Annotated in this window: 22 protein-coding genes and 2 pseudogenes; 10 read left to right on the top strand and 14 right to left on the bottom strand. The window is 72.4% G+C overall.

Annotated features, from left to right (window positions below; translation table 11 throughout):
- Positions 1–84 precede the first annotated feature (84 nt).
- Entirely contained in the window at positions 85–951 is an 867-nt protein-coding gene (locus tag SSPS47_RS08995) for a hypothetical protein (protein ID WP_164250095.1), read from the bottom strand.
- 134 nt (positions 952–1,085) lie between these two features.
- Between SSPS47_RS08995 and SSPS47_RS08990 the strand changes: the two genes are divergently transcribed.
- Together SSPS47_RS08990 and SSPS47_RS08985 are read left to right on the top strand one after the other, a co-directional pair.
- Positions 1,086–1,580 (top strand): helix-turn-helix domain-containing protein, encoded by a 495-nt coding sequence (locus SSPS47_RS08990; protein WP_164250093.1) that lies wholly within the window; start codon positions 1,086–1,088, stop codon positions 1,578–1,580.
- Positions 1,581–1,702: 122 nt separating this feature from the next.
- Complete coding sequence (locus SSPS47_RS08985) at positions 1,703–2,911, top strand: IS701 family transposase (protein WP_203558047.1); 1,209 nt, start codon at positions 1,703–1,705, stop codon at positions 2,909–2,911.
- 558 nt (positions 2,912–3,469) lie between these two features.
- Here the strand turns inward: SSPS47_RS08985 and SSPS47_RS08980 are convergent.
- Positions 3,470–3,934 carry a PaaI family thioesterase gene (locus SSPS47_RS08980; RefSeq protein WP_164250089.1) on the bottom strand — a complete coding sequence of 155 codons (465 nt, stop codon included), beginning with the start codon at positions 3,932–3,934 and terminating at the stop codon, positions 3,470–3,472.
- A 64-nt stretch (positions 3,935–3,998) separates the two neighbouring features.
- Here SSPS47_RS08980 and SSPS47_RS08975 point away from each other — a divergent pair, with 64 nt between their 5' ends.
- Positions 3,999–4,220, top strand: a complete 222-nt coding sequence (locus tag SSPS47_RS08975) for a DUF2277 domain-containing protein (protein WP_164250087.1) — start codon at positions 3,999–4,001, stop codon at positions 4,218–4,220.
- 32 nt (positions 4,221–4,252) lie between these two features.
- Here the strand turns inward: SSPS47_RS08975 and SSPS47_RS08970 are convergent, their stop codons facing one another.
- From SSPS47_RS08970 to SSPS47_RS08955, 4 genes are all read right to left on the bottom strand, one after another.
- Positions 4,253–4,960 (bottom strand): VTT domain-containing protein, encoded by a 708-nt coding sequence (locus tag SSPS47_RS08970; protein ID WP_164250085.1) that lies wholly within the window; start codon positions 4,958–4,960, stop codon positions 4,253–4,255.
- Between the two features lie 313 nt (positions 4,961–5,273).
- The gene (locus SSPS47_RS08965; protein WP_164250082.1) at positions 5,274–5,711 is read right to left on the bottom strand and encodes a DoxX family protein; all 438 of its coding nucleotides are present in this window, start codon (positions 5,709–5,711) and stop codon (positions 5,274–5,276) included.
- Between the two features lie 322 nt (positions 5,712–6,033).
- Positions 6,034–7,788: an alkaline phosphatase D family protein gene (locus SSPS47_RS08960; protein ID WP_164250080.1), complete on the bottom strand. Its 1,755-nt coding sequence runs from the start codon at positions 7,786–7,788 to the stop codon at positions 6,034–6,036.
- A gap of 97 nt (positions 7,789–7,885) precedes the next feature.
- Entirely contained in the window at positions 7,886–8,551 is a 666-nt protein-coding gene (locus SSPS47_RS08955; protein WP_164250078.1) for an HNH endonuclease family protein, read from the bottom strand.
- Positions 8,552–8,801: 250 nt separating this feature from the next.
- Between SSPS47_RS08955 and SSPS47_RS08950 the strand changes: the two are divergent.
- Positions 8,802–9,092 (top strand): annotated as a pseudogene (locus tag SSPS47_RS08950) (ABC transporter permease); the annotation flags it as partial.
- A gap of 52 nt (positions 9,093–9,144) precedes the next feature.
- Here SSPS47_RS08950 and SSPS47_RS08945 read toward each other — a convergent pair.
- Both SSPS47_RS08945 and SSPS47_RS08940 read right to left on the bottom strand, forming a co-directional pair.
- Positions 9,145–9,843: an HAD-IA family hydrolase gene (locus SSPS47_RS08945; RefSeq protein ID WP_164250074.1), complete on the bottom strand. Its 699-nt coding sequence runs from the start codon at positions 9,841–9,843 to the stop codon at positions 9,145–9,147.
- A 180-nt stretch (positions 9,844–10,023) separates the two neighbouring features.
- Entirely contained in the window at positions 10,024–11,043 is a 1,020-nt protein-coding gene (locus tag SSPS47_RS08940) for a peptidoglycan-binding domain-containing protein (RefSeq protein WP_203557807.1), read from the bottom strand.
- A 166-nt stretch (positions 11,044–11,209) separates the two neighbouring features.
- Between SSPS47_RS08940 and SSPS47_RS08935 the strand changes: the two genes are divergently transcribed.
- From SSPS47_RS08935 to SSPS47_RS08920, 4 genes are all read left to right on the top strand, one after another.
- Entirely contained in the window at positions 11,210–13,258 is a 2,049-nt protein-coding gene (locus tag SSPS47_RS08935) for an MDR family MFS transporter (protein ID WP_164250072.1), read from the top strand.
- 162 nt (positions 13,259–13,420) lie between these two features.
- Complete coding sequence (locus SSPS47_RS08930; RefSeq protein ID WP_164250070.1) at positions 13,421–14,035, top strand: hypothetical protein; 615 nt, start codon at positions 13,421–13,423, stop codon at positions 14,033–14,035.
- Positions 14,035–14,784, top strand: coding sequence for a hypothetical protein (locus SSPS47_RS08925; RefSeq protein WP_164250068.1), 750 nt, complete (start codon positions 14,035–14,037; stop codon positions 14,782–14,784). The genes SSPS47_RS08930 and SSPS47_RS08925 overlap by 1 nt, the downstream gene beginning before the upstream one ends.
- A 422-nt stretch (positions 14,785–15,206) precedes the next feature.
- Positions 15,207–16,337 (top strand): serpin family protein, encoded by a 1,131-nt coding sequence (locus tag SSPS47_RS08920; protein ID WP_164250066.1) that lies wholly within the window; start codon positions 15,207–15,209, stop codon positions 16,335–16,337.
- 59 nt (positions 16,338–16,396) lie between these two features.
- Here SSPS47_RS08920 and SSPS47_RS08915 read toward each other — a convergent pair whose 3' ends face one another.
- From SSPS47_RS08915 to SSPS47_RS08905, 3 genes are read right to left on the bottom strand one after another with little or no spacing between them, the layout of a single operon-like run.
- Positions 16,397–16,867: a helix-turn-helix domain-containing protein gene (locus SSPS47_RS08915; protein WP_239064820.1), complete on the bottom strand. Its 471-nt coding sequence runs from the start codon at positions 16,865–16,867 to the stop codon at positions 16,397–16,399.
- Positions 16,868–16,896: 29 nt separating this feature from the next.
- Positions 16,897–17,475: a chloramphenicol phosphotransferase CPT gene (gene cpt, locus SSPS47_RS08910; protein WP_203557806.1), complete on the bottom strand. Its 579-nt coding sequence runs from the start codon at positions 17,473–17,475 to the stop codon at positions 16,897–16,899.
- Between the two features lie 58 nt (positions 17,476–17,533).
- Complete coding sequence (locus tag SSPS47_RS08905) at positions 17,534–18,655, bottom strand: DUF2330 domain-containing protein (RefSeq protein WP_239064819.1); 1,122 nt, start codon at positions 18,653–18,655, stop codon at positions 17,534–17,536.
- A 282-nt stretch (positions 18,656–18,937) separates the two neighbouring features.
- Here SSPS47_RS08905 and SSPS47_RS08900 point away from each other — a divergent pair, with 282 nt between their 5' ends.
- Together SSPS47_RS08900 and SSPS47_RS08895 are read left to right on the top strand one after the other, a co-directional pair.
- Positions 18,938–21,052: a bifunctional glycosyltransferase 87/phosphatase PAP2 family protein gene (locus tag SSPS47_RS08900; RefSeq protein ID WP_239064818.1), complete on the top strand. Its 2,115-nt coding sequence runs from the start codon at positions 18,938–18,940 to the stop codon at positions 21,050–21,052.
- A 30-nt stretch (positions 21,053–21,082) separates the two neighbouring features.
- The gene (locus tag SSPS47_RS08895; protein WP_164250062.1) at positions 21,083–21,568 is read left to right on the top strand and encodes a GNAT family N-acetyltransferase; all 486 of its coding nucleotides are present in this window, start codon (positions 21,083–21,085) and stop codon (positions 21,566–21,568) included.
- 15 nt (positions 21,569–21,583) lie between these two features.
- On the opposite strand, the gene SSPS47_RS08890 is transcribed toward SSPS47_RS08895, so the two are convergent.
- The 3 genes and pseudogenes from SSPS47_RS08890 to SSPS47_RS08880 all read right to left on the bottom strand — a co-directional run bounded on the left by SSPS47_RS08890 (position 21,584) and on the right by SSPS47_RS08880 (position 25,424).
- Positions 21,584–22,420, bottom strand: a complete 837-nt coding sequence (locus tag SSPS47_RS08890) for an ECF transporter S component (protein ID WP_164250060.1) — start codon at positions 22,418–22,420, stop codon at positions 21,584–21,586.
- 233 nt (positions 22,421–22,653) lie between these two features.
- Positions 22,654–24,351: pseudogene (locus SSPS47_RS08885) on the bottom strand (ATP-binding cassette domain-containing protein); the annotation flags it as partial.
- Positions 24,348–25,424, bottom strand: coding sequence for an energy-coupling factor transporter transmembrane protein EcfT (locus SSPS47_RS08880; RefSeq protein WP_164254457.1), 1,077 nt, complete (start codon positions 25,422–25,424; stop codon positions 24,348–24,350). The gene SSPS47_RS08880 and the pseudogene SSPS47_RS08885, both read right to left, overlap by 4 nt.
- Positions 25,425–25,701 lie beyond the last annotated feature (277 nt).

Below are 25,701 nucleotides of genomic sequence, written 5' to 3'. Positions count from 1 at the left end.
TGCGATCCTCCGTCTTGCGATCGCACGCACCGGACGCCGTGAGCCCCGCCCTGCGGGCGGACGACGCCAGTTCGAAGACAGAACCTAGAGCGCGTCTCGCGGGACGGCCTTGGTCTCCGGTGTCTCCAGTGCCGTCGTGAGGATCCGTTCGCGCAGGTGCGGCATCTCCTGGGACACGAGGCCGGGGACGACGTCGTTCCAGCGGGCGGCCGTCGTGTCCAGGGTGCGGGTGAAGTGGCGGCGCAGGGCGCGGGCGGTGACGAGCAGTGCCACGGCCGTCAACGGACGCAGCAGGGAGCGGCCCCGCGCGGTCAGTGAGACGCGGATCGCCCAGCGGCCGTCCGGCAGTTGGCCGGGCCTGGCTCGCACGGTCACCCGGCCAAGGCGGTGGTCGAGCCGTGCTTCGAGCGGCGCGGGCGCGGAGGGGGAGGCCGGCCGGTTTACGGCCCGTTCCTTGCCGGAACCCTGCGGCGGCCACTCCTGGGACGCCGCGTCCCACCAGTCGTCCAGCCGGATGTGCGAAGTGCCGGTGGCGCGTTGCAGTGAGGCCCATCGGTTCGTCCCTGTCGGTCCGCTCGTCCCGCTTGTCCCGCCCGAACTCAGCGAGCCGCGCAATTCGGCCTCCCGGGGGCGTTCGACGCCCTTCAGCAGCGCTTCGATCTCCGCCGTCACCGCGCCGTCGGTGACGTGCTGGGCGACGCGCACCGCCGAACGCCGGTCCCACTCCTCCACCCGCACATGGGCGTCGTCGTCCACCTCGTACACCGCGCCCGGGCGCAGATGATCGCCCCGCACCAGCCGGACGTCCGGTACTTCGCGGCCGTCCGCGAGGAGCAGCCGGCCGTCCTCGGTACGGGTCTCCGCCACCAGGTCGTACAGCGTGACGACCGCCTGCTCGAACCACCGTCGTGGAACCGATTCGACGGCCACGGTGTACTTGAGATGGACCATGCGGGCAGCATGGGCGGTCCGGGGCCTCTCCCGTCAGGCCAGGGGTCGGCCATGTTGTGCGGGCGGCGGTTGCCGGGTCCCGGCAGGTCGCGCGGCCGGGCCCCGGTCTGCGCCGGGCTCCTACACTCGAACGCATGCGGTGGAACGAGATCGGTGAGGTCGACTGCTCGGTCGCGCGGGCGCTGTCGGTGGTGGGGGACCGCTGGACGCTGCTCGTGCTGCGTGACGCGTTCCTCGGCGTGAGGCGGTTCGAGGACTTCCGGGCGAACACGGGCGCGTCACGGCCCCTGCTCACCGAGCGGCTGACCACGCTCGTGGAACACGGGGTGCTGCGGCGGGTGCGGTATCAGGAGCGGCCGGAGCGGTACGAGTACCGGCTCACGGAGAAGGGCGTCGGCCTGTATCCCGTGATCGTGTCGCTCCTCGCGTGGGGCGACCGGTGGATGGCGGGCGACGACGGTCCGCCCGTACGGCTGCGCCACGAGCCGTGCGGGCACACGATGACGCCCGAACTGGCCTGCCCCGACTGCGGCGAGACGATCGACCCGCGAGACGTACGGCCGACGCTGCGGCCCGAGCACGGGGCTGGCCCCCGCGAGATCTCACGGGCGGGGCGCGTCGGCTCCTAGTAGGGCTTGGTCATGTGTGGTTTGTGATGGCGTGTCTTCTTGATCGGTCGTGTCGTTGACCGTGTGTGCTGAGTGAGGAATTGGCTGCGGTCCGGTGTGATCTGGAGGACTTCGCGGCGGAGATGTTCGAGCCGTTCGCGCGGGCGGATCAGCGTCGGTGGGGCGGGGTCTATCTGCGGGGCCTGCTGCTGGACGGCGGGCGCAAGTCGGTGGAGCCGATGGCCGCCCGCCTGGGCGAGGACGGGAACCGGCAGGCCCTGGCCCACTTCGTCACCTCCAGCCCGTGGGATGCGGCGCATGTGCGGGCCCGCCTGGCCTGGCGCATGCAGCCGGTCATCAAACCCACCTCGTTGGTCATCGATGACACCGGGTTCCTCAAGGACGGGGACGCGTCGGCGTGCGTGACCCGGCAGTACACCGGCACCGCGGGCAAGGTCACCAACTGCCAGGCCGGAGTCTCGCTCCACCTGGCCTCCAACGGAGCCTCCGCGGCGGTGAACTGGCGTCTGTTCCTGCCCGGGAGCTGGGATCCCGCCTCGCCCAAGGCCGACCGGGCCAAAGTGGCCCGCCGTGACAAGTGCGCCATCCCTGCCCAGGTGGGGCATGTCGAGAAGTGGCAGCTGGCCCTCGACATGATCGACGAGACGCGGTCCTGGGGCATCGAGGTGCCCCAGGTCATCGCCGACGGCGGCTACGGGGACACCGCAGCCTTCCGGCTCGGCCTGGAAGAACGCGGTCTCGACTACGTGGTGGGCATCTCGACCACGACCACCGCGCAACCCGAGGACGCACAACCGTGCACCCCGGCCTACTCCGGCCGCGGCCCACATCCGGTTCCTTCCTACCCCGAGCCGGCCCAGCGAGTGAAGAGCCTGGTCATCGCGGCCGGCAAATCCTCCGCGCGGCCGGTGCAGTGGAGGGAGGGATCACGGCCGGGCAGCGGCCGCAGCGGATTCAAGCGCATGTACTCGCGCTTCGTGGCCCTGCGGATCCGGCCCGCCGGACGCGAGATCCGCAAGGCCGCGGCCACCGCCGAGCTTCCGGTCCGCTGGCTGCTGGCCGAATGGCCCGCCGACCAGGACGAGCCCGTGCAGTTCTGGCTCTCCAACCTGCCCGCAACCACCCCGCTGCCCGTCCTCGTGCGCACCGCGAAGCTCCGCTGGCGCATCGAGAACGACTACCGCGAGATGAAACAGGCCCTGGGCCTGTCCCACTTCGAGGGCCGGACCTGGCCAGGCTGGCACCACCACGTCACCCTCGTCTCGGTCGCCCACGCCTTCTGCACCCTGCAGCGACTGAACAGATCCCCAAAAGAGACGGCGTCGGCCTGAGCCTCTACCGAGTCGTCCGCGAGCTGCAGAGACTCCTCGCGACCTGGACCGGCGCCTGCCCCACCTGTCACCGCGACATGCCAGACCCCGCACCAACATGACCAAGCACTACTAGGTCCTGTCTTCACACTGGCGTCTGGCTCACGGCGTCTGGCACGCACGCCCGCTGCGTTGTCGGACTCGCCCGAGTACGCCCGGTACGGATGCGATCCGCCGTCTTGCGATCACACGCCGGACGCCGTGAGCCCCGCCCCGCGGGCGGACGGCGCCAGTTCGAAGACAGGTCCTGGCCGGGCCGGGCCCGGACTTGCGGGTCGGCCGGATCGGACGGACACCCGCCGAGGCGTGTCCGGGATGTAGCGCCGTCCGCCCGCGGGGCGGGGCCCGGCGGCGGCCGGCGCGGTGCATCGCAGGGCGGAAGATCGGTGTGGTGGATGGACCGGCCGCACTCGGCCGACTCCGACAACGCAGGGGCACCTTCGGTGCCCCTCTCGGGGGGCACGGGGGAGAGGTGCCGTGCCGGGCGTCGCGGGCCAGGCGGGACTTTCCGGATATCACCTAGGCCGTGGGGTGGCCTTCGGGGCGCAGGATCATGCAGGTCGTCGTCGCGTGGGCGATCGGTTTGCCGCGTTCGTCCGTGACCCGGCCCTCCGCCGTCGCCGTCCGCCTTCCGACGTGGATCGTCGTGCCCACCGCCGTGAGCCGTCCCGCGTCCACGGCGACGGTGCGGATGTAGTTCACCTTCAGCTCCAGCGTGGTGAAACCGACGCCCGCCGGCAGTGTCGTGTGCACCGCGCAGCCCAGCGCGGAGTCGAGCAGCGTCGCCGCGATGCCGCCGTGCACCGAGCCCAGCGGGTTGGCGAAGTCGGGCTTGGTGCTGAGCGACAGGACGACACGGCCCTCGTCCAGTTCGTCGAAGGTCATGCCGAGGAGCCGTCCGACGGAGGGGCGGTCCGTGGGCTGCCCGGCCGCCCAGCGCAGCAGTTCCAGGCCGGACATCGTGGTGAGGTCGACAGTCGTCATGCGGCAGAAGTCATCAGTTCTGATTCTGAACCCACCACGAGCGGTGATCGGTCACACTGGAGGTATGTGCCGCAGCATCAAGACTCTTCGTCCGCCCGTCATCCCCGAAGAGGCCACCGAGGAGGAGATCAGGGCCGCCGCCCTCCAGTACGTGCGCAAGGTCTCCGGCTTCCGCGCGCCCGCCGCCCACAACCGTGAGGTGTTCGACCGGGCCGTCGACGAGATCACCGCGTCCACGATGCGGCTGCTCGACGGCATCGAGGTGCGGGGCGCGGCCCGCACCTGAGGAACGACGGGCGGGCGGCGGTGGCCGGGGGCTCAGACCGCCGGGGACGGCGATGTCGTCGGCGTCTGGGCCGGTGCCGGTGCGCTCTCGCGCGCCGCGTCGCGGCGGCGTGACGGTCGGCGGACGATGTACGCGGCCACCACCCCCGCCGCGAACAGCGCCAGCACGGACACCGCCGCGCCGAACCAGCTCGCGCCCAGCCACTGGCCGCCGAAGTAGCCGAGGCCCACGCTGTAGCCGGTCCATGCCACGGCCGCCAGCGCCGACCAGGGCAGGAACTCCTTCACCTTGCGGTGCGCGGCTCCCGCGCTCAGTGAGACGACCGAGCGGCCCGCCGGTACGAAGCGGGCGATCACGACGAGGATCCCGCCGCCGGTGAGGGACGCGCCGAGACGTTCCTGCGCGCTGGTCAGCCGGCGCGAGCGCGCGATCGCGCGGGCAAGCCGGTCCCCGCCGCGCCAGGCGAGGCGGTACGCGACGAAGTCGCCGATCACGGAGGCGACGGCCGCGCACACCATCAGGACGAGGAGCGAAGGCACCTCCTGCGGCACATGCGCCACGTGCGACACCTTGCCGGCCGCGTCGGCCACCGCCGAGGTCCCCGCTGCCGCCGCCGTGGCGGTCGTGATCACCAGCACGCCACTGGGCAGCACGGGCAGGAACACGTCCAGGAGCACGGAGAGCGCCACCACGGCGTAGATCCATGGGCTGCCGGTCAGCGCGCCCAGACTCTCCAGCACTGTTACATTCCCCGTTTCCGTAACGAAGCCGAAATCCCCCGGCCTCGTACCCCCGTGACCGCCGGACCCCTCGCGCGAGGCGAACGCGGGGGCGGCTGTCAGCCATACAGCGTACGCCTGTGTGGTGGACCACCTTCCCACGGGGCGGGTGTTGTCCACCTCCTGTTTCTGCAATGGCCGAGATCCGGGAATGGCCGAAACTCGGTGTGTGCCGGATCTTGCCCACGCACGGGCGCCCGGACCCCGTCGAAACGGGATCCGGGCGCCCGTGTGCCGCTCGGCCGGCCGGGTTGGCCGGCCGTCCGGGTGTGGGTCAGACGGTCACCGCCGTGGGCCGGTCCCGGTGCTCCGGCTCGCGTGTGCCGCGCGCGCCGATGAGCCGGTCCAGCGAGAGCGCGCCGGGACCGTTGAAGACGATGAGCAGGAAGGTCCAGCAGAAGATCGCCGAGGCCTCGCCGCCGTTCTCCATGGGGAACAGCCCGTCGGGCTGGTGGACGTTGAAGTACGCGTAGGTCATGGAACCCGAGGCCGCGAACGCGGCGACCCTGGTTCCCAGGCCGAAAAGGACCAGGCTGCCTCCTACGAGCTGGATGACCGCCGCGTACCAGCCGGGCCAGCTGCCGGCCTGGAGGGCTTGCTTGCCGAGGACGCCGAAGAGTGTCGCGGCGCCGTGGCAGGCGAAGAGCAGTCCGATCACCATTCGGAAGAGTCCGAGGGCGTACGGCTGCGCATGGTTGAGACGTGTGTACATGGGGGGTGGGGCTCCTTCGGTTCGGGACGTAACCGAGGAGAGCCTTCACGTCGGGCAGCCCTAAGGAATGCTTGCAAGTTCAACATCCTGCGGACGGGTCTTTCTCGGCCTCGGGTCCGTTCTCCGGAGCGAATCCGGTCCGTGCGCTCTGACCTGCCGGTTCCGATCGGCTTGTCGCGACTGCGACGGAGATCCGATTCGTCGGGACGCGGGTGGACCAATGGCCGGTACGGAGGAACCGGGCATGGCGGTGCGGAGGGTGTCAAAAAGCCGCCAACCGGGGCGAGTTGACGGCTTTGAGAGGGCTTCGGGGTCACCGGGGCTACTCGGTGGCCAGTTCCCGTTCGTCCACGGTCACGAGCCGCGCCCCCGCCTGCGGCTCGCCGTCCCGTATCTGCGCCTGGACCAGGCTCAGCCGCGCCGCGCGTCCCCGCAACGTCAGCGTCATCAGCTGGTTACCGAACCAAGGGCCGCCGGTCTTCCCCCAGGTGACGGACGGCGCGTCCACCCGCCCGTGCCGGGCGAAGGCGCGTCCCAGGCGCCGGCCCACCCTGCTCCAGCCGAACCGGAAACCGAGGCGGATCGAGAGCGGGATGGAGTTGTGCACGGGGGAGCAGGTGAGCTGGACGACCCGCGACCGGGGCTGCGCCGTACGCCAGGCCGGCTCGGCGACGTACGCGTGGTGCACATCGCCCGACAGCACACAGACCGTCGCCGGCGCGTCGGGCCCCTCGCCCGCCTCGGCGATCAGCCCCGCCAGCTTCTCGAACGACGTGGGGAACGCCGCCCAGTGCTCCAGATCCGCCCCGCGGCGCAGAGCCTCGCCGAAACGCGCCCACCGCTTCCCGCGCTCGCCACGGGCCAGCGCGGCGTTCCAGCTCTCCGCGTCGTGCACCAGCGGCGGCAGCAGCCAGGGCAGGGAGGTGCCGATGAGGAGGTGGTCGCGTTCGCCGGGATCGGTCAGTGCCTGGTCACGCACCCACCGGGCCTCCTCCGCGTCCAGCATCTCCCGCTGTCCCTCCTCCAGGACGCGGGCCGCCCGAGAGTCGACCATCAGCAGCCGCGTCCGGCCGAAGTCGCGCCGGTAGCTCCAGCGCACACGGGCCGGATCGGCGTCGGCCTCGGCGGCGAACTCCCGCAGCCGGCCGGTGCCGTCCGCCTCCCCCCTTACGGCGGCGTACAGCTTGTCCGTCGCCAGTTCGGCGGGGGAGAGATTGCCGAGGTGCTGATACACCCAGTACGACATCAGACCGCTCAGGATGCGCTCGCGCCACCATGGCTTCGTACGCATCTCGGCGACCCAGGACGCGCTGGTGTTCCAGTCGTCTATCACGTCGTGGTCGTCGAAGATCATGCAGCTCGGGACGGTCGAGAGCAGCCAGCGCACCTCGGGGTCGCTCCACGACTCGTCGTAGAGGCGGGTGTACTCCTCGTAGTCGGCGACCTCCGCGCCCGGTGGTTCGGACAGATCGCGGCGCTCGGCCAGCCGGCGGCGGGTGGCCGTCGACGTCTCGTCCGCGTACACCTGATCGCCGAGCAGGAGCAGGACGTCGGGAGGTACGGCGCCGGGGTCGGCCGCGAGGGTCGCGGCGAGGGTGTGGAGGGCGTCGGGTCCCACCGGGTCGGGCTCGCCGACCGGCGCGGAGGCCCAGCGGCAGGAGCCGAAGGAGACGCGGAGCTCGGGCGCGGGGGCCGCTCCGCCGGGCGCGGTGCTCTGCGCGCTCGCGGTGCTCCTGGGGCGCCGGGCGTCCGCGGCGGGGTCCGTCCCGGTCTCCGGGGAGAACGCGGCCGGTGTACGGATCACGCTCGCCGGGAGCGTCGAGTCCTCGGGCGGCCAGACACGGCGCTCGTCCAGCAGGACCTCGTACGCGGCCGCGGTGCCCGGGGCCAGCCCCGTCACCGGGATCAGGGCGTAGTGGTGCCCGGCGATCAGGAACGTGCGCGACGAGCCGTACGCGCCGCCCTCGCAGCGGACCTCGGCCGTGCACGGCCCGTCCGTCTCGACCCAGATCGTGGCCGTGCCGGCGGATTCCCCGTCGACATAGCGCAGCAGTGGTCCCAGGCGCAGCCCGGTCATGGTGCCTCCTCCGTCGCCCCGTACGGTACGGAACGACGGAGGGGGCCGACCAGTTTCCGGTCTGTGATCTCAAGCGCGGCCGGCTCCGGCGCGCCGCTCAGCAGCCGTTCAGGACGCTCTGGAGCTTGGCCTTCTCCGCGGAGTCGACGCTCAGGTCGTAGTGGTGCTTCACGTCCACCCACATACGGGCGTACATGCAGTGGTACGAGGCGCTCGGCGGCATCCACTCCGCCGGGTCACGGTCGCTCTTGGACTGGTTGACGTTGTCGGTGACCGCGATCAGCTGCGGCTGGCTGAGGTCGTTGGCGAAGGTCTGGCGCTGGGCGGTCGACCAGCCGCTGGCGCCGGAGGTCCACGCCTCGGCGAGCGGCACCATGTGGTCGATGTCCACGTCGCCGGCGGCGGTCCAGGTGGCGCCGTCGTACTCGGAGTACCAACTGCCGCTCGTCGCCGCACAGCTGGAGTTCGTCACGACGTTCGAACCGTCCCGCTGGAGCACGGTCTCGCGGGTGTCGCAGGCGCCCGACTGCGTGATCCAGTGCGGGAACAGGTCGCGGCTGTAGCCGCTGGAGGAGCCTTCGGCGCGCTCGGTCAGCTGACCGAGGTAAGTACGGGCGGTGGAGGCGGCGATGGGAGTGGGCGGGGACGCCTGGGCGGGGGACGGGGCGACGAGCAGCGCCGTGGCCGAGATGAAGGCGACGGAGGCTGCCATGCCGGCTATTCGGCGGGCGGGACGGGCTTGACGCGCGTAGATACCTGACATGCGAACTCCCTTGTCGTGGGGGGAAACCGGCCGTTCGGAATCCGTTGTGGGGTCGGGGCCCGAAGGCCATGGTGGTGGCGCCGGATTGCCGCGAGGTGGGCACCAGGTAACAGGGTGACGACATGGGCACGTCACATCAAGAGCTTTGGGGCTTCCGACCTCAGACTCGGCCGGTGTCAATGCCCCGTGAGGGGGAGTTATCTGACGGAGAGGCAAAAATGTCCGTCATGGAGCAGGGCCGGTATGGCACATGCTGCTGAGAATCGATGTCACGTTCGGGGTCGTCGTGGCCGTTCTGCTGGTCGCGGCGGCCGGTACGGCCGCGCTCACGCATCTCGGACGGGGGCGTGAGATCGCTACGGCGGGGGTGCGCGCGGCGCTCCAACTCGGCGCGGTCTCCCTGGTGATCGGGTGGGTCGTCGAGTCCCTGCCGGCGCTGCTGGTCTTCGTCGTGCTCATGTACGTGGTGGCGGTACGCACCGCCGGACGCCGCATCACGCCGAACGGGACGTGGTGGTGGGCCGCGGTGCCCCTTCGCGCCTCGCGACGCACCGCGCCGGCCGCCGCGGGCCCCGCCCCTGGGGCGGACGGCGCTACATCCCGGACACGCCCCGGCCGCCGACGTGGATCCGGATCGTGCCGTCCGGGAGCGACGTCACCCTGACGTCCGTGAGGTCCTCGGTGTGGGCCGTCGGGGACAGGGCCGCGGCCCGCGGGCCCACGCCCAGCACCCGCATCCCCGCCGCGAACGCCGCCGTGATGCCCGCGTCGGAGTCCTCCAGGGCCAGGCAGTCCGCCGGGTCGACGCCCAGTTCCGCGGCGGCCTTCAGGAAGCCCTCCGGGTCCGGCTTGCTCGCGGAGACGTGTTCGGCCGTCACGCGCGTCGAGGGGATCGGGAGGCCGGACGCGGTCAGGCGCGCGGTGGCGAGGGCTTCGTCCGCCGAGGTCACCAGGGCGTGCGGCAGTGCCGCGATCGCCGCCATGAACGCGGGGGCGCCGGTGATCGGGACCACCCCGTCCAGGTCCGCCGTCTCCTGCGCGAGCATCACGCGGTTGTCGGCGAGGTTCTGCTCCATCGGCCGGTCCGGCAGCAGTACCGCCATCGTCAGATAGCCCTGGCGGCCGTGGACGACCTTCAGCGCCTCCTCCGGGTCCAGTCCGTGCTCGATCGCCCAGCGGCGCCAGCAGCGTTCGACGACGGCGTCGGAGTTGACGAGGGTCCCGTCCATGTCGAGCAGTAGCGCGCGGGCGGTCAGGACGGATGTCGTCGTGGTCGGGGCGTTGGCCGGCATCGGCGGACTCCAAGCAGGGGAAGAGCACAGACAAGAGCGGCTCCCGCCCGCCGGTCAGGGACACGGACGGGAACCGCTTTGTTCAATGAATATACAAAATGGGTGGGGAATCACGCCACCCCGGCCCCCTCCACTCGGCACGCCGACGCGAGGCCGGTCCGGTGCCCGCGGTCGGTGCCGTCAGTCCCGCCAGTCCTCTCCCCGGCCCGGTCCGCCTCCGGGGCCGTTTCCGCCCGGCCCGCCGCCGGACCCGCCGCCCGGCCCGCCCCCGCCCTGTTCCCGGCCCTGCCCGCTGGTCTCCGCCTCCAGCGCGCGCCGGGTGCTGGGGCCGTACACACCGCTCGGGTCGCCCTCGATGCTCTTGTACGACTGGTAGATACGGACCGCCGCCTCCACGCGGTCGCTGTACCGGCCGTCGTAGCCGTCGTTGTAGAGCCAGACCTCCGACAGCCTCCGCTGAAGCTCCTCGACCTCCGGCCCGCTGTCCCCGCGCCGCAGCCCCGGGCCCGCCTCCTCGGTCGTCGCCGCGCCGTCCGGCGCCGGCGCCTTCGTCGCGGCGACGCTTGGCGCCGGGGGCTTCGCGGTCGGCGACGGCGGCGCGCTCGTGGCCGGCTTCGTCGCGGACGCACTCGCGGACGCGCTCGCCGACGCGCTCGCCGACGCCGACCCCGGCTTCGTGGCGGACGCCGACGGATCCGGCTCCACGCTCGCCGTCGACAGCCCCGAATTCAGATCGGAGGTCGCCCCGTCCCCGCCGTCGTCACCGGTGAACAGGCCCCCGGCGAACGAAGCCGTGCCGATCACCGCCACGGCCGCCGCCGCCAGCGCCACCATCGCGAACGTCCTGCGTCCGCCCGTGTTCTCCGGATCGACCGCCGGCCGCGGCCCCGTCGTGCGCAGTCCCGGCAGCGACAGCTGCATCGTCTCCGTGGGATCGCTGCCCTCCGACCGGTCGCCGCCGTACAGCGGCGGGGGCGGCGGGATGGACGGTGTCGTGTCGCGCGGTGGCGGTGGCAGCGGTGGCGGGATGGACGGTACGGCGTCGTTCGGGTCCTCCAGCGCCACGTACGGGCGTATCCGCAGTGGGTCGAAGCCCTCGGCCGCCGCTGCCGCCGACCGCTCGGGGCAGTCGCAGCCGGCGCCCGATCGGCCGTACGCGTCCCGCGGCGTACCGCATTCGGGACAGAGCTGTCCGGTCAATGTGGGTCCCCTCCCTTGGGCTGTCAGCGATTATGCAGCCCGCCCCCGCGCGGTCGGCCGCCACGTCCGCCGACCGTCGTCCATGGCCGCGTTCGGCAGGACATAACAGGCCATACACGGGCAGAGCAATGAGGATGGGTGCAGGCGCAGACCCGAGGAGATGCCCATGGCTCAGGAAGTGAGCACCCCGCCCACGAGTCCCGTACCGGGCGAGGGCCTGAGCCGTCGGACCATTTTCGTGTCGATCGGTGCTCTGCTGCTCGGTCTCCTGCTCGCCGCCCTCGACCAGACCATCGTCTCGACCGCGCTGCCCACCATCGCCAGCGATCTCGGCGGCCTCGACCATCTGTCCTGGGTCGTCACCGCGTATCTGCTCGCCTCGACCGCCGCCACCCCGCTGTGGGGCAAGCTCGGCGACCAGTACGGCCGCAAAAGACTCTTCCAGACGGCGATCGTCATCTTCCTCATCGGCTCGGCCCTCTGCGGAATCTCCCAGAGCATGGCCGAGCTCATCATCTTCCGCGCCCTCCAGGGCCTCGGCGGCGGCGGCCTCATCGTGCTGTCGATGTCGATCGTCGGCGACATCGTCTCACCGCGCGAACGCGGCAAGTACCAGGGCCTGTTCGGCGCCGTCTTCGGCGCCACGAGTGTCCTGGGCCCGCTGCTCGGCGGGCTGTTCACCCAGCATCTGAGCTGGCGCTGGGTCTTCTACATCAATCTGCCCATCGGTGTCGTCGCCCTGGCCGTCATCGCCGCCGTCCTGCACATCCCGGTGCGCTCCACCAAGCACACCATCGACTACCTCGGCACCTTGCTCATCGCCTCCGTCGCCACCTGCCTGGTCCTCGTCGCCTCGCTCGGCGGCACCACCTGGGCCTGGGGTTCCGCCCAGATCATCGGCCTCGCCGTACTCGCCGTGATCCTGCTGGTCCTCTTTCTCCGGGTCGAGCGGCGGGCCGCGGAGCCCGTACTGCCCCTCGGACTCTTCGGTATCAGGACCTTCTCGCTCGTCTGCGTCATCAGCTTCATCGTCGGGTTCGCCATGTTCGGCGCCATGACCTATCTGCCGACGTTCCTCCAGATCGTGCAGGGCGTCTCACCCACCCTGTCCGGTGTGCACATGCTGCCGATGGTGTTCGGGCTGCTGATCACCTCCACCGTCTCGGGCCAGATCGTCAGCCGTACCGGCCGCTGGAAGGTCTTCCCCGTCCTCGGCACGGGCATCATCGCGGTCGGACTGCTGCTGCTCCACCAGCTCGAAGTGAGCAGCGGCACCTGGGAGATGAGTGCGTACTTCCTCGTCTTCGGCGCCGGTCTCGGACTCGTCATGCAGGTGCTCGTGCTGGTCGCGCAGAACTCCGTCCGTTACGAGGACCTGGGCGTCGCCACCGCCGGCGCGACCTTCTTCCGCTCCATCGGTGCCTCGTTCGGTGTCGCCATCTTCGGCACCATCTTCACCAACCTGCTCCGGAACAAGCTCACCGACTCGCTCGCCGGACAGCGGCTCCCGCCCGGCATGAGCCCAGGCGACCTCGCCGCCGACCCCCGGTCCGTCGGCGGACTGCCGCCCGCGCTGCGGTCCGGGGTGCTCGACGCGTACTCGTCGTCGATCACCAGCGTCTTCCTGTACGCCGTGCCCGTCGTCCTGGTGGCCTTCGTCGTCGCCTGGTTCGTCAAGGAGGACAAGTTGCGCGGCTCGGTCACCGCCCCCGAGGCGAGCGAGACCCTGGCCAGCAATCCGGTCGAACGCTCCTCGCGCGACGAGTGCGCCCGCATGCTCTCCGTGCTCGGCACCCGTGAAGGACGCCGGCGGATCTACGAGACGATCACCGAGAAGGCGGGGTACGACCTGCACCCGGCGGCCAGTTGGATGCTGCTGCGCATCAGGCGGCACGGGGTGGTCGACCCCGCACGCCTCGCCGACGCCACCCCCGTACCGCTGACGGTCGTCAACGACGCGTCCCGGCAGATCGAGGAGCGCGGCCTGGCCCGCCGGGACGGCGTGGGGCTGGTCCTCACCGAAGAGGGCCTGGAGGTCGCGGAGGTACTGGCGCGGGCACGGGAGCAGTCGCTGTCCCAGCTGCTGGGCGACTGGTGGGGGCCGGAGCGGCCGACCGATCTGACCGAGCTGGTACGGGAGTTGAGCGCCGAGTTGTGCGGATCGGACGCCGAACGGCCCAACGGGGCGCAGGCGCGCGGCGATCACGCGGTGTGAACCGCCGGGGACACGGTGCGTGCGGGGCGCTCCGGCCCATGGTCATCCTCGCGGGCGGGACCCGTGCTGTTTGGACCGCTGATTCCGGGCAACCCGATTCACCGAGCGCCCGTTCACCAGACACGAGTTCAACAGACACGAGCCGAATCCAGGAAGGCCACCATGTCCACTGTCCTGATCGTCGTCGCGCTGATCGTGGTGATCGCCGTCGCTGTCGCCGCCGTCCTGTACGGGACCGGCAAGGGTGGCGGACGCGCCGGACTGAAGCGGCGGTTCGGCCCCGAGTACGAACGCGCCGTCAACCGGCACCACGGTGATGCCAAGGCCGCCGAGAACGAGCTGACCGAGCGGGTCAGGCGCCACGGCGACCTGCGTCCGCGCCCCCTGCCCGCCGAAGCGCGCGACCAGTACGTCGCCCACTGGGCCGGTCTCCAGGAGCGTTTCGTCGACTCGCCGCGACAGGCCGTCGTCGAGGCCGACAAGCTGATCGCCCGGCTGGCGGCCGACCGCGGCTTCCCGGACGCGGACGAGCACTCCCAGCACATCGACGCCCTGTCCGTGCACCACGCGCACCAGGTGGACGGTTACCGCCGGGTGCACCACGCGGCCTCCGACGCCGGTCACGACGCGAGCACCGAGGAACTGCGCGAGGCGATGGTCCAGGCCCGTCAGCTCTTCGAACGGCTGGTCCTGGACTCCAAGGAGGACAGCCCCCGGCACCGTCCCGGCATCCCCGGCCGGAGTGCCGCACTGAGGCCCAAAGGAAGTGGCGTGTGATGACGTACGACCCGTACGAGGCCAAGGACGCGAAGAACCCCGGTGACCCCGGTGACGCCGGGCACGAGCCCGACAAGGACCGGCGGACGGTGGCGGGCAAGGTGGAACGCGCGCTCAGGAGCGAGCGCGGAAGCAAGCCCGCGACGCCTGTCGTGCCGCTGTCCGAGTCCGACCCGGCCGCCGCTGCCGGTGTCGGCCGTGACGCCGGGCGCCGGCCCGCGAGGCCCACGGCGCCCCCGCCCGTCGCGCCTCCTGTGACGCCGCCGGGCACAGCGCCCGCGACACCGTCCGAAGCAGCGCCCGAGGCAGCGCCCGCGAGCGCGGCGCGGCCGGAGAAGGATCCGTTCGCGGTTCCGGTCCAGGACCCCGTGCACGAGGCGGAGGTCCGGGACACCGGGGCGCAGAGCGCGCCCGCGCGCGAGACGGTGCCCGGCCGTACGCCGGAGTCCACCCCGGCGCAGACGCCCCGGCTGATCCCCCAGGACGAGTGCGACAGGCTGAACCTGCGCCTCCAGGAGGCCCTGTCCACCTTCATCGACGGGCCCAGGCGCTCGGTCGAGGAAGCGGCGGACGTACTGGAGGAGACGGCCAAGCGCCTTACGACGGCCCTCGCCGAACGGCCCCGCCATCTGCGCGACAGCTGGGACGCGGGCGGCGGCGGGAACGGCGCGTCGACGGCCGACACGGAGGATCTGCGGCTCGCGCTGCGGAGCTATCGCGAGGTCACGGAGCGGCTGCTCCGGATCTGAGAAGCCGAGGAAGCCGTGTTGGGACACGGCCGACCTCGATCGCCGGACGGACCGATTGCGGTCCGTCCGGCGATGTCCTGTGCTCAACAGCCCTGTTGTTGACCACGGTTGGCGGTCGGGCCCGCAGCACGGCGCAGAAGGGGTGCCCGGCCGGATCGGTGAAGACCCGCCATCCGTCATGGGGTTGGTGATCCGGTTTCGCCGCGCCCAACGACCCCGGATGCGGCTCGAAGCCGGTGGCCTGCCGGTAGAACGCGGCCAGAGCCTCCGGGGCCGGGCAGTCGGGTGTGATCGCGCGCGACTTCGTCCGCCCGGTCACGGCGCCTCCGGCCGGTCGGTGGGACCTCTGCGGTCAACCTTGGCATGCCGGGGGGCGGGGTCGGGCTCCGACGGGCGGGTGGTGCCCGTCGTAGGGTCGAGGCATGGGACAGGCGACAGGACTGACGACACATGCCGGGGCGATGCGGGCACTCGCCGAGCGATGGCTGCGGGTGCGCGGCGAAGGTGAACAGCACGCGGTGGACGGCGACTTCGTCTGCTCGCCCGCCGGACTGTGGCTGGCGCTCGGCGCGGTGACCGCGGGGGCGCGGGGGGAGACCGCCGGGGAGCTGGAGGCGCTGCTGGGGCTCGACGGGACGGACGTCGCCGAAGGAGGTGTCGCCGGGGCCGTGACAGACAGCGCCAGAGCGCTCGCGGGGACCCGACAACTGGGCGTGGCCACCCGGGTGTGGAGCCGTACCCCGGTCTACCGCGCGTACCGCGAAGCGCTGCCCGACATCCGATTCGGGCACATGGACCCGGCCGAGATCGACGCGTGGGTACGGGAGGCGACCGGCGGGCTGATCGAGGAACTGCCGGTGGAGATCGACGAGAACTCCCTGCTCGCCCTGGTCAACGTCCTCGCGCTGAAGGCGCGTTGGGCCATGCCCTTCGAGGGGAACGCCACCTCCGACCGGCCCTTCACGGACGCGGCCGGATCGGTGAGTCGGGTACCGACCATGCACCAGCACCTCGGTGCGGGCTCCGGATGGACGGTGGAGGGCACGCAGGTGGTCGAACTGCGCTGCGAGGGCGGCGAGTCCGCAGTACGCGTGCGGTTCGTGCTGGGGGAGGAGGGCGCGAGGGCGGCGGACGTCCTCGCCGCCGGATGGGCGCCTAAGGAGCGCCGCGCCCCGATCGACACGGAGATGATCGCCGTCGCGCTGCCGCGGCTCGAACTCCGTACGACGATGGAGATCACGCCCCAACTGGCGGCGCTCGGAGTGAGGTACGCGACGACCGACCACGCGGACTTCTCGGCCCTGTCGCCGGAACCGCTCAAGATCGAGAAGGTCGTCCAGGAAGCGGTGGTCAAGGTCGCCGAACTGGGCGTCGAGGCGGCGGCGGTGACGGTGATCATGATGCGGGCGGCCGGGATGTCCCGGCCGCCGCGCGTGGCGCCGATCGCCTTCGACCGGCCGTTCGGCGTGGTGGTCCTGGACGGCACGGGCGAGGTGCCCCTGTTCACGGCCTGGCAGGCGAGTGCGCCTCGCGGGCCGGTGGTGGGGGAGTGACGCGTGGTTGGTCTCTCCACGCCGGGGGGCAGGTACCGATCGGTACCTGCCCCCCGGCGTCATGGCACGGGGGCCGCATGGCGCTGTTCGCGACCCGGGCGATCCGCACGCTGCGCGGAGAGCGCCTCCGCGGCCCCCGACCGCTTCCATCGCCGTGCGGTCGCGGTCGCGGCCGCGTCGGCGGAGATCTTCTCGGCCCCGATCCGCCGTATGCGTTCGGTGCCCCATTCCCCCAGGGAGGTCAGGGCGGTGTTGAGCGAGACGCCGTGCTCCGTCAGGGAGTACTCGACCTTCGGCGGCACCTCCCGGTACACCTCACGATGCACGAGCCCGTCTTCCTCCATCTCCCGCAGATGCTGGATCAGCATCTTCTCGCTGACACCCGGCAGACCGCGCCGGAGCTCGCCGAACCTGCGTACGCCGTAGTGGTGCAACTCCCAGAGGATCAGGGACTTCCACTTGCCGCTGACCACGTCCATCGCCGCGTCGATGCCGCAGAAGTAGGGACCACGCCGTGCCGATGTCACCATTCGCCCCCTGAGACGTGCCTACCCCGACCCTACCGACCGCGGTGGGGGTCGAGCCCGGGGGAGAGTCGGGCGACGGGCGCGACGCGCGACGCGATCGTTCGCGCGCAGCTGAGGGACTCCGTGTGCGTCGTGTCCACCTCCAGGTCGTAGCGCACGCCCTCATGGACCAGCTCCGCCTGTGACTCGGCCATTCCGCGGGCCCGGTCTCCCCGGGCGATCTCGCGGCCCGCCGCGACCGCGGCGTCACATCTGACGCCGACCCACAGCACTTCCATCCCGCCCACAGCCTTCTCCCAACGCCGCTGGGACGCCGGTCCGCCGAGGAAGACGTCGTCGGTGACGACCCTGGCGCCCGCGCGGGCCATGGCCACCACGCCCTCCGCCCAGGCCGCCTCCAGGGCCGCGAACCGCGCCCCGACCTCTACTCGGCCGTCCGCGGCGAACTCGATCCCCTCGGCCGATCCGTGCATCTTCGCGGGCATGGCGTCGACCAGCGAGTCGACCCCGAACGCGAGCCACGGGTCCGGCAGTACGGCCTGTAGACACCGTACGATCCCGGACTTCCCCGAACTAGAACCGCCGTTGAGAATGATCATCCGAGTCGTCATCGCGCCACAGTAGGGCCCCTCCCGTGCCGCGCCAAACGCCTTTCGGCGGGCGCCGGAGTCACTGGCGCGGCGCCGTGCCGGCCGCCCGGCGCCGTACCCGCAGCACCGCGGAGCCCACCACCAGCAGCGTCAGCGCCACGAACGCGCCGCCCACCGTCGCCAGCCACGCCGGGACGCCCGCGAACATGCGCAGCTCGTCGTCGTAGTACACCCGCCGGTACGGCGTGTCCGATGCCGTCGCGCGCAACTCGTGGTCCGCGTCGATGCGTTCGGGGCGCGGGAAGTACTGGTCGATCGCGGTGAGGAACGTCCCTCCCTCGCCCGCCAGTTCACCCAGCGCCGGTGAGTCCCCGGCCGAGACCCGGCCCGCGAAACGTATCTCCGGCTCGTCCCCGCCGATCGACGCGCGCGGTTCCATCCGGTGGTCGGCCAGCACGTACAGGCCCAGCGACTGGGGCTGGTCCGCCAGACGGGACAGGCGCATCGGGTAGATCAGCCGGTCGCTCTCGAAGGTCAGCCGCAGCGGGTCGAGCGTCCCGCGCAGGGTCGCGCCGTCCTCCTCCGGGGCCAGCCGCACCGCGACGTACTCCCACTCCTGGTCCACATACGGCCTCAGCCCCGCCGCGAGGTCCACCGGGAGTTCGAAGCCGTTCGTCTCCAGCCAGTCCCGCAGTGCGCCGGGGTCCGTCGCCGCCAGGCGTGCCACGTCGAAGTCCCCGAGGCGTTCGCGGCCGACGACCCCGACCGGGGGCGCCGCGTCGCCCGGCGGCGGCGCCCCGGCCGACAGGCCGTCGCCGTCCGGGGTGAACGGCCAGTCGTCGTCGCGCGGCCAGAAGTAGTGGCGGGTACGGCGCTCCGGCTCGGTGAGGGCGTCGAGTTCGGCGAAGAGATCCGCATCGCCCAGTTCCACCTCCGCGCGGCCCGGCACCGGCATGATCCACGCGGCCTCCGGCGCGTTCCCGTTCACCGTGAAACGCATCACGATCTGCTCCGTGGCACCGTCCCAACGCACCACCGACGTCTCCCGGTCGACCCCCATCGTGGACTGGCGGCCCGGCACCATCGCGCCACAGCCGCACGCGTACGCCGGAGCGATCAGCGACCCGAGCTGTGTCAACAACAGCGCGCACACCACCAGAAGCGCCCGTCGAGCCCGTCGCGTGCCCCGTATGCCCGGCATGCCCCGCATCCCCCGTACCCCCAAGCCGTGTCGCGCGCCGTCCGTCCGGCACGTCAACCCAACGCCTCAGACGACATCGGCCGCCGGTACGGTTCCTGGCCCCGCACCCGAGGGGCACGGCGCCCCGGCCGGTCGACTGTGGTGTCATCGGTGCTTTCATCGGCATTTGGACAAAACAGGGATGACACTCAGGCGAAGAGGGGGTTGCCTGAGTCTCCACAGTGGGGGAATGCGAGGCTCATGACCCAGGGTCGAGGGTTGGAAACGGAGGGTCGGCGCGGCGTGGCGAATGCGGAGCAGGGTGTGCGGGGCAGCACGGTGACAGGCAGCGGGTACGGAGTCGCACGCGCGGTGCTCTGGGCCCTCGCGGCCGGTCTCGCGGTACGGCAGGCGGTGGCCGTCCTGCGGCTGCCCCCCGGCGAGCGGCTGCTCGATCTGGAGACCTGGATCGGGGAGAACGGCGTACTGCACGTGTCGGGCTCGCTCTACGAGAGCGGGAAGTTCACCGGCACCCCCTTCGCCGGCCTCGTGCTCAAACCACTGGGCCGCGCCGCCGAACACGCCCTCGGGGTCGCCTGGACCCTCGGCACACTCCTGCTCGTCGTCGCACTCGGCCTCGTCGCCGCGCGCGCCGTACCGGGCCCCGTCTCGCGCCGTACGAGGCTTCTCGCCGCTCCCGTCGCCATCAGCCTGCTCATGCTGTCCCTGCCGGTCCGCAACAGCTTCCACCTCGGCCAGACCAGCATCATCCCGGTGCTTCTCGTCCTCCTCGGGTTCTTCGTCGCGCGCGGCGACCGGGGCGAACCCGGCCCCGGTGTCCTCATCGGTCTCGGCGCCGCCCTCCAGCCCGCGGTGCTGCTGTTCGCCCCGCTGCTCTGGCTCACCGGCCGCAGACGCCAGGCCGTCACCACGGCCGGCACGTTCGCGGCCTGCACCGCTCTCGCCTGGGTGGTGCTGCCGAGCGACACCTGGACCTATGTGACCCGCCATCTCGCGGGCGCGGGCCTCGGCGAGAGCCCGGACAGCCTCGCCAACCAGTCCCTGCACGGCGCGCTGTTGCGCATGGGCCTCGAAGGGCCCCTGGAGATCGCGCTGTTCGCCGTGCTGGCCGCGGCCGTCTGCTTCGTCGGGCTGCGGCGCGCCGCGCGCTACGCCCTGGACGGGCAGCTGCTGCTGGCCGTCGCGATCACCGGCTGCGTGGCGGTCGCCGTGTCACCCACCGCGTGGCAGCACCAGCTGCTGTGGCTGCTGCTCGCGCTCGCCGGCCGGGTCGGCACCCGGGCCGCGGACCGGCCCGTGTGGCCGGCGGTCGTGGTGATAGTCATGACGCTGCCCGGCAAGATGATGCTGCCGAACATGACGCTCCTGCACCCGGTGCGGGACAACGTGCTGCTGATCACGGCCCTGGCCGCCGCCTGCGCCGTACCCTTCCAGACGCGCACGTCGCCGTACTTCGACCGGCCGATCGAGACCGAGTACGCGACGCCCGTCGCCGCGCGCTTCAGACGCGTCCCGCTCGCGCCGTTCTGGCGGCGCCTGGTCACCCGGCCGAACCTGCTGCTCGAACTGCTCGCCATCCGCGTCGGCTACTCCGTCTACTCGCACATCCGGGCCGCCGCCACCGGTGGACGCGAGGCCGCCGAGTCGCACGCCCACCAGGTCATCGCCATAGAGGAAGCGCTCGGCATCGACATCGAGCACTGGGTCAACCACGCGGTGGTGAAGGCGAGTTGGGCGGAAGGATTCTTCGACTTCTACTACACCTCGTTCCACTTCGTCGTGCCGCTGGCCATCCTCGCCGTGCTGTACGTACGGCGGCCCGCCGACTACCGCTGGGCGCGCGCCTCGCTGGCCTTCGCCACGCTGCTCGCGCTGCTCGGCTTCTGGCTCTACCCGCTGGCACCGCCGCGGCTGATGCCGGGCCTGGACTACATCGACACGGTGCACGGCCCGCAGGACCTCGCGAACCCGGACTACGGTCCGATGACCACCATCACCAACCAGTACGCGGCGATGCCGTCGCTGCACTTCGGCTGGTCGCTGTGGTGCGGGATCGTGATCGTGCTGCTGGCGCCCAAGATGTGGATGAAGCTGCTGGGGCTGCTCCACCCCCTCTTCACCGTCTGCGCGATCGTCGCCACGGCCAACCACTGGGTGCTGGACGCGGTGGGCGGCGCGGTCGTCGTGGGCGCGGGCTTCACCCTCACGTACGTCCTGTCGGGGCCGCGCAGGCTCCGGCGTGCGGTGCGGCCGACGCTGAAGCCGGGGCCCGTGGAAGTGCCGGGAGCCGTCACGGGGCTGAGGACCGCGGACGGGGAGGACCCGGAGGAGGACGGCGAGAGCGGGCCGGGGGAGCGGGACGCGGCCACGAGGTCGGCGGCCCGATATATCACTTGATCGCTCGGCGCGGACTTCTATCGTTCTCGGATGACAACCGCGCTCCGGCTGGAGAAGATCACCCCCGACAACCTCGACGCCGCGCTCGGCGTCAAGGTCCGCCCCGACCAGGGGCACTTGGTCGCCCCCGTCGTGAAGTCCCTCGCCGAGGCGTACGTCCACCCGGGCGTCGCCTGGCCCCGGCTCATCGTCGACGGTGACCGGACCGTCGGCTTCCTGATGGCCTTCTTCGACATCGACTTCGCGGGCGACGGGACGGGCAAGGACATCCGCTCGGGCCTGTGGCGTCTCAACATCGCGGCCGGTGAACAGGGGCGCGGCTACGGCCGCTTCGCGGTCGGGACCGTGGCCGCCGAGATCCGCCGGCGCGGCGGCACCCGGCTGACCGTCACGTGGGAGCCGGGCGACGAAGGGCCCGAACGCTTCTATCTGGGGCTCGGGTTCCGGCTGACGGGGGAGACGAGCGGGGACCAGACGGTGGGGGTACTGGAGTTGGAGCCGGGCCGCGCCGACTGACGCCCGACGCCCGGCTCAGCGCGCGGGTTCGGCCGGTTCCTCGAAGGCGACCTCCGCGTCGAACGCGGCCCGCCGGGTGGCCCGGCGCAGCGCCTTGAGGACGGTGGCGCCGATCGTCAGTGTCAGGACGACGGTGAGCACCGCCCGCCCCAGGTCCCAGCCGAACGATGTCGCCGCGCAGTACGCCAGGAAGCGGACCAGGTTCTCGTGGACCGGGTCGCCCGGCCGGAACGAGATCCCGGAGGAGAGCCCGCCGATATAGGTCCAGCCCTGGAGATTCATGATCGTGCCGTACGCGAAGCCGGCGAGGGCCCCGTACGCGGCGAGCATCAGCGACTCGCCGCGTCCGCGCAGCCGGTCCGGGCCCGGCAGCAGCCCCGCGCCCATCGTGAACCAGCCCATCGACAGCATCTGGAACGGCATCCACGGCCCGACGCCGCCGGTCAGCAGCGCGGAGGCGAACATCGTGACCGCGCCGAGTACGAAACCGAAGCCGGGGCCCAGCACCCGGCCGCTCAGCACCATCAGGAAGAACATCGGCTCCAGACCGGCCGTCCCCGCGCCGATCGGACGCAGCGCGGCGCCGACGGCGGCCAGCACGCCCAGCATGGCGACCGCCTTGGCGTCCAGGCCGGAGTCGGCGATCGTCGCGACGACGACGGCGACCAGGAGGGGGAGCAGCACGGCGAAGAGCCAGGGCGCGTCCCGGGAGTGGGCGAGCCCGGAGGCGGAGTCGGCGAGCAGCGGCCACCCGAAGGCGATCACCCCGATCGCGCTGACGAGCACGAGCGCGGCGACGGAACGGGGCCCGAGCCGCACGGCCCGGACCTGGGGGTCGGGACCGGCGCTCATACGGGATCCTCGCGGGTGCGGGGTGTGCCGCTGGTGCCGGGGGCACCCGTCGTGCCGGGCGTACCCGTCGTGTCGGAGGTCCCGGGCTCGTCCGCCCTGAGGGTCGTGCCCGTCGCACCGGGTGCGGCCGTCGTGCCGGTCCGGCCGGTCGCTGCGGTCCCGGCGGTGGTGCCGGGGGCACCCGTCGTGCCGGCCCGGTCGGGCGCATCCTGCGCGCCGGTTCCGCCCGCTGTCAGTGCCCGGCGTATCTGAGAGACCGTCAGCCAGTCCTGCGGGGCCATGATCTTCGTGACCTGTGGGGCGAACGCCGGTGAGGAGACGACCACTTGGGGGGTCGGCCCGTCGGCGACGATCTCGCCGTCGGCCAGGATCACGACCCGGCGGGCGAGTTCGGCGGCCAGTTCAACATCGTGGGTGGCCAGAACGATCGCGTGCCCCTCGGCCGCGAGCGCGCGCAGGACGTCCACGAGGCGGGCCTTCGCCGCGTAGTCCAGGCCGCGCGTCGGCTCGTCCAGGAGCAGCAGCGGGGGCCGGCCCGTCAGCACGATCGCCAGCGCCAGCGCCAGCCGCTGCCCCTCCGACAGGTCACGCGGATGCGTCGCGTCGGGCACCTGCGGCAGCAGTTCGTCGACCAGCGCGCGGCAACTGCCGGGCGGCGCGCCCGCGTCGGCGTCCGCCGCCGCGCACTCGGCGGCGACCGTGTCCGCGTACAGCAGGTCGCGCGGCTCCTGCGGGACGAGGCCGACCTGCCGGATCAGCTCGCGCGGATGTGTCCGGTGCGGGGCCCGCCCGCCGACGGTGACCGAGCCCGACGAGGGCTCGACCATGCCGACGAGGGTGGCGAGCAGCGTCGACTTGCCCGCGCCGTTACGGCCCATGAGGGCGATCGTCTCGCCGGGGGTCACGGTGAGGTCGATGCCGCGCAGCGCCTCGATCCGGCCGCGCCGTACGGCGAGCCGGCTGACGGTCGTGATTCCGGTGTCCGGGTTCCGGGGTTCCGGTGGCCGACGGCCCAGCAGGCGCCCGAGCGCGGTACGGGGGGCGGCGGGCCGCCCGCCCGGTGCCACGGGAGGCGGCGTCGCGTCGCGCGCCGACGGGGGCGGCGTCGTGGCGAGCCGCTCGCGCAGACCGGCCGCCCGGCGGCGCGCGTCGCGTACGGACAGCGGCAGCGGGTCCCAGCCGGCCAGCCGGCCGAGCGCCACCACCGGCGGACAGACAGGGGAGAGGGCCATGATCCGTTCCGGCTCGCCGACGACCGGCGCCTCGCCGGGGCCGGGGAGGAGGATGACCTGGTCCGCGTACTGCACGACCCGCTCCAGCCGGTGCTCGGCCATCAGCACGGTCGTGCCCAGGTCGTGCACCAGCCGTTGCAGCACGGCCAGCACCTCCTCGGCCGCCGCCGGGTCGAGCGCGGACGTCGGCTCGTCCAGGACCAGCACCTTGGGGTGCGGGGTCAGCACCGAACCGATCGCGACGCGCTGCCGCTGGCCGCCGGAGAGCGTGGCGATCGGGCGGTCGCGCAGCTCGGCCAGACCGAGCAGGTCCAGGGTCTCCTCGACGCGGCGCCGCATCACGTCGGGGGCCAGGCCCAGCGACTCCATCCCGTAGGCCAGTTCGTCCTCGACCGTGTCGGTGACGAAGTGGGCGAGCGGGTCCTGGCCCACCGTGCCGACGAGATCGGCGAGTTCGCGCGGCTTGTGGGTACGGGTGTCGCGGCCGTCGACGGTCACTCTGCCGCGGAGGCGGCCGCCGGTGAAGTGGGGGACGAGCCCGGACACCGCGCCCAGCAGGGTGGACTTGCCGACCCCCGAGGGGCCGACGAGCAGCACCAACTCGCCCTCGGGGACGGTGAGATCCACCCCCCGCAACGCGCCGAGGGCGGGGGCCGGCGCGTCGGCGTAGGTCACCGACACCTGCTCGAACCGGATCACCGGGTCTTCTCCTCGGGGGTGGTGGAAGTGGCGGGCAGGGGCGCGACGAAGGCCGGGAGCAGGCCGAGCAGGATGCCGGCGGCGGGCCAGAGCGGCAGACCGGGTGCCACGAGCGGTACGACGCCGGGGTACAGGCCCGCGGGGTCGTACGCGCTCGCCCGGATCATCAGCGCGGCGACGGCCGCGCCCGACCCCGCGACCAGCCAGGCCCGGACGCCCCACAGGTCGGGGCGGTAGCGCGTACGGACCGAACGGCGCCCGCCGAGCAGCAGACCGGCGAGCGCGGCGGCGAGCCCGATACCGAGGAGGGGCAGACCGTACCCGGCGCCCTCGGCGGCGAGGAGCCCGTACGATCCCGCGCAGACGCCGAGCAGACCGCCGAGGGTCAGTGCGGTGGTGGTGCGGCGGACGGCGGGGGGTACGGCGGCCGTGCGGCCGTAGCCGCGCGCGTCCATCGACGCGGCGACGGCGACGGAGCGCTCCAACGCACCCTCCAGGACCGGCAGTCCGATCTGGAGGATCGCCTTCACCCCGCCGGTCGGCCGGCCGCGCAGACGGCGGGCGGTGCGCAGGCGCAGGACGTCGGCGACCATGTTCGGCGCGAAGGTCATGGCGACGACGACGGCGACACCGGCCTCGTACAGCGCGCCCGGCAGGGACTTGAGCAGTCTGGCCGGGTTGGCGAGCGCGTTCGCCGCGCCCACGCAGATGAGGAGCGTGGCGAGCTTGGCGCCGTCGTACAGCGCGAACACCAGCTGCTCGGCCGTCACGCGGCCCCCGATCCTAACGCCCTTCGCCCAGTCGGGCAGGGGCAGTTCGGGCAGGGTCACGATCAGGTGCGAGCCGGGGATCGGTGAGCCGAGGAAGGCCGCGAGGACCAGCCGGACGACGATGACGGCCAGCCCGAGCTTGACGAAGGCCCCGTACGACCGGGCCCACGGCGCGTCGGTCCGCCGGGCGGCGACGACGTACCCGGCCACCCCGACGAGGAGCCCGAGCAGCAGCGGATTGGTGGTCCGCGAGGCGGCGGCGGCCAGCCCGAGAGCCCACAACCACCAGGCTCCGGCGTGCAGGGCGTTGCTGCGGCCGGCTTGCGGCGCCCGGAAGCTGCGGGAGGCGCGAACTGGCGCGGCGCCGGTGGGCCGTGTCGGTGCGGGGCCCCGGTCCGGGGTCGCGCGGGTGTGCGCGGGTGCGTCGGCATCGCCCTCCGGAGGACGGGGCGGGGCGCTGTCGTGGCTCGTGCGGTGGGTGCCGGGACCGCCGGCAGCGGGCTCCGCCGGTGCGGGGGCCGCTCCGGTGCCCGCGCGCTCGGTCGTACCGCCGGGGGCATCCGCGCCCGCATCCGGCCGG

It is taken from the genome of Streptomyces sp. S4.7, assembly GCF_010384365.1.
Lineage (GTDB): Bacteria > Actinomycetota > Actinomycetes > Streptomycetales > Streptomycetaceae > Streptomyces.
The sequence above is the reverse complement of the archived record's forward strand: the minus strand, read 5'-3'. Positions and strand labels throughout refer to the sequence as shown.

What these genes read in the sequence shown, in the direction of transcription:
- SSPS47_RS08995 (WP_164250095.1), bottom strand. Translation starts at nt 951, where the DNA reads ATGGTCCATCTCAAGTACACCGTGGCCGTCGAATCGGTTCCACGACGG.
- SSPS47_RS08990 (WP_164250093.1), top strand. Translation starts at nt 1,086, where the DNA reads ATGCGGTGGAACGAGATCGGTGAGGTCGACTGCTCGGTCGCGCGGGCG.
- SSPS47_RS08985 (WP_203558047.1), top strand. Translation starts at nt 1,703, where the DNA reads ATGTTCGAGCCGTTCGCGCGGGCGGATCAGCGTCGGTGGGGCGGGGTC.
- SSPS47_RS08980 (WP_164250089.1), bottom strand. Translation starts at nt 3,934, where the DNA reads ATGACGACTGTCGACCTCACCACGATGTCCGGCCTGGAACTGCTGCGC.
- SSPS47_RS08975 (WP_164250087.1), top strand. Translation starts at nt 3,999, where the DNA reads ATGTGCCGCAGCATCAAGACTCTTCGTCCGCCCGTCATCCCCGAAGAG.
- SSPS47_RS08965 (WP_164250082.1), bottom strand. Translation starts at nt 5,711, where the DNA reads ATGTACACACGTCTCAACCATGCGCAGCCGTACGCCCTCGGACTCTTC.
- SSPS47_RS08960 (WP_164250080.1), bottom strand. Translation starts at nt 7,788, where the DNA reads ATGACCGGGCTGCGCCTGGGACCACTGCTGCGCTATGTCGACGGGGAA.
- SSPS47_RS08955 (WP_164250078.1), bottom strand. Translation starts at nt 8,551, where the DNA reads ATGTCAGGTATCTACGCGCGTCAAGCCCGTCCCGCCCGCCGAATAGCC.
- SSPS47_RS08945 (WP_164250074.1), bottom strand. Translation starts at nt 9,843, where the DNA reads ATGCCGGCCAACGCCCCGACCACGACGACATCCGTCCTGACCGCCCGC.
- SSPS47_RS08935 (WP_164250072.1), top strand. Translation starts at nt 11,210, where the DNA reads ATGGCTCAGGAAGTGAGCACCCCGCCCACGAGTCCCGTACCGGGCGAG.
- SSPS47_RS08930 (WP_164250070.1), top strand. Translation starts at nt 13,421, where the DNA reads ATGTCCACTGTCCTGATCGTCGTCGCGCTGATCGTGGTGATCGCCGTC.
- SSPS47_RS08925 (WP_164250068.1), top strand. Translation starts at nt 14,035, where the DNA reads ATGACGTACGACCCGTACGAGGCCAAGGACGCGAAGAACCCCGGTGAC.
- SSPS47_RS08920 (WP_164250066.1), top strand. Translation starts at nt 15,207, where the DNA reads ATGGGACAGGCGACAGGACTGACGACACATGCCGGGGCGATGCGGGCA.
- SSPS47_RS08915 (WP_239064820.1), bottom strand. Translation starts at nt 16,867, where the DNA reads ATGGTGACATCGGCACGGCGTGGTCCCTACTTCTGCGGCATCGACGCG.
- cpt (WP_203557806.1), bottom strand. Translation starts at nt 17,475, where the DNA reads ATGACGACTCGGATGATCATTCTCAACGGCGGTTCTAGTTCGGGGAAG.
- SSPS47_RS08905 (WP_239064819.1), bottom strand. Translation starts at nt 18,655, where the DNA reads ATGCCGGGCATACGGGGCACGCGACGGGCTCGACGGGCGCTTCTGGTG.
- SSPS47_RS08895 (WP_164250062.1), top strand. Translation starts at nt 21,083, where the DNA reads ATGACAACCGCGCTCCGGCTGGAGAAGATCACCCCCGACAACCTCGAC.
- SSPS47_RS08890 (WP_164250060.1), bottom strand. Translation starts at nt 22,420, where the DNA reads ATGAGCGCCGGTCCCGACCCCCAGGTCCGGGCCGTGCGGCTCGGGCCC.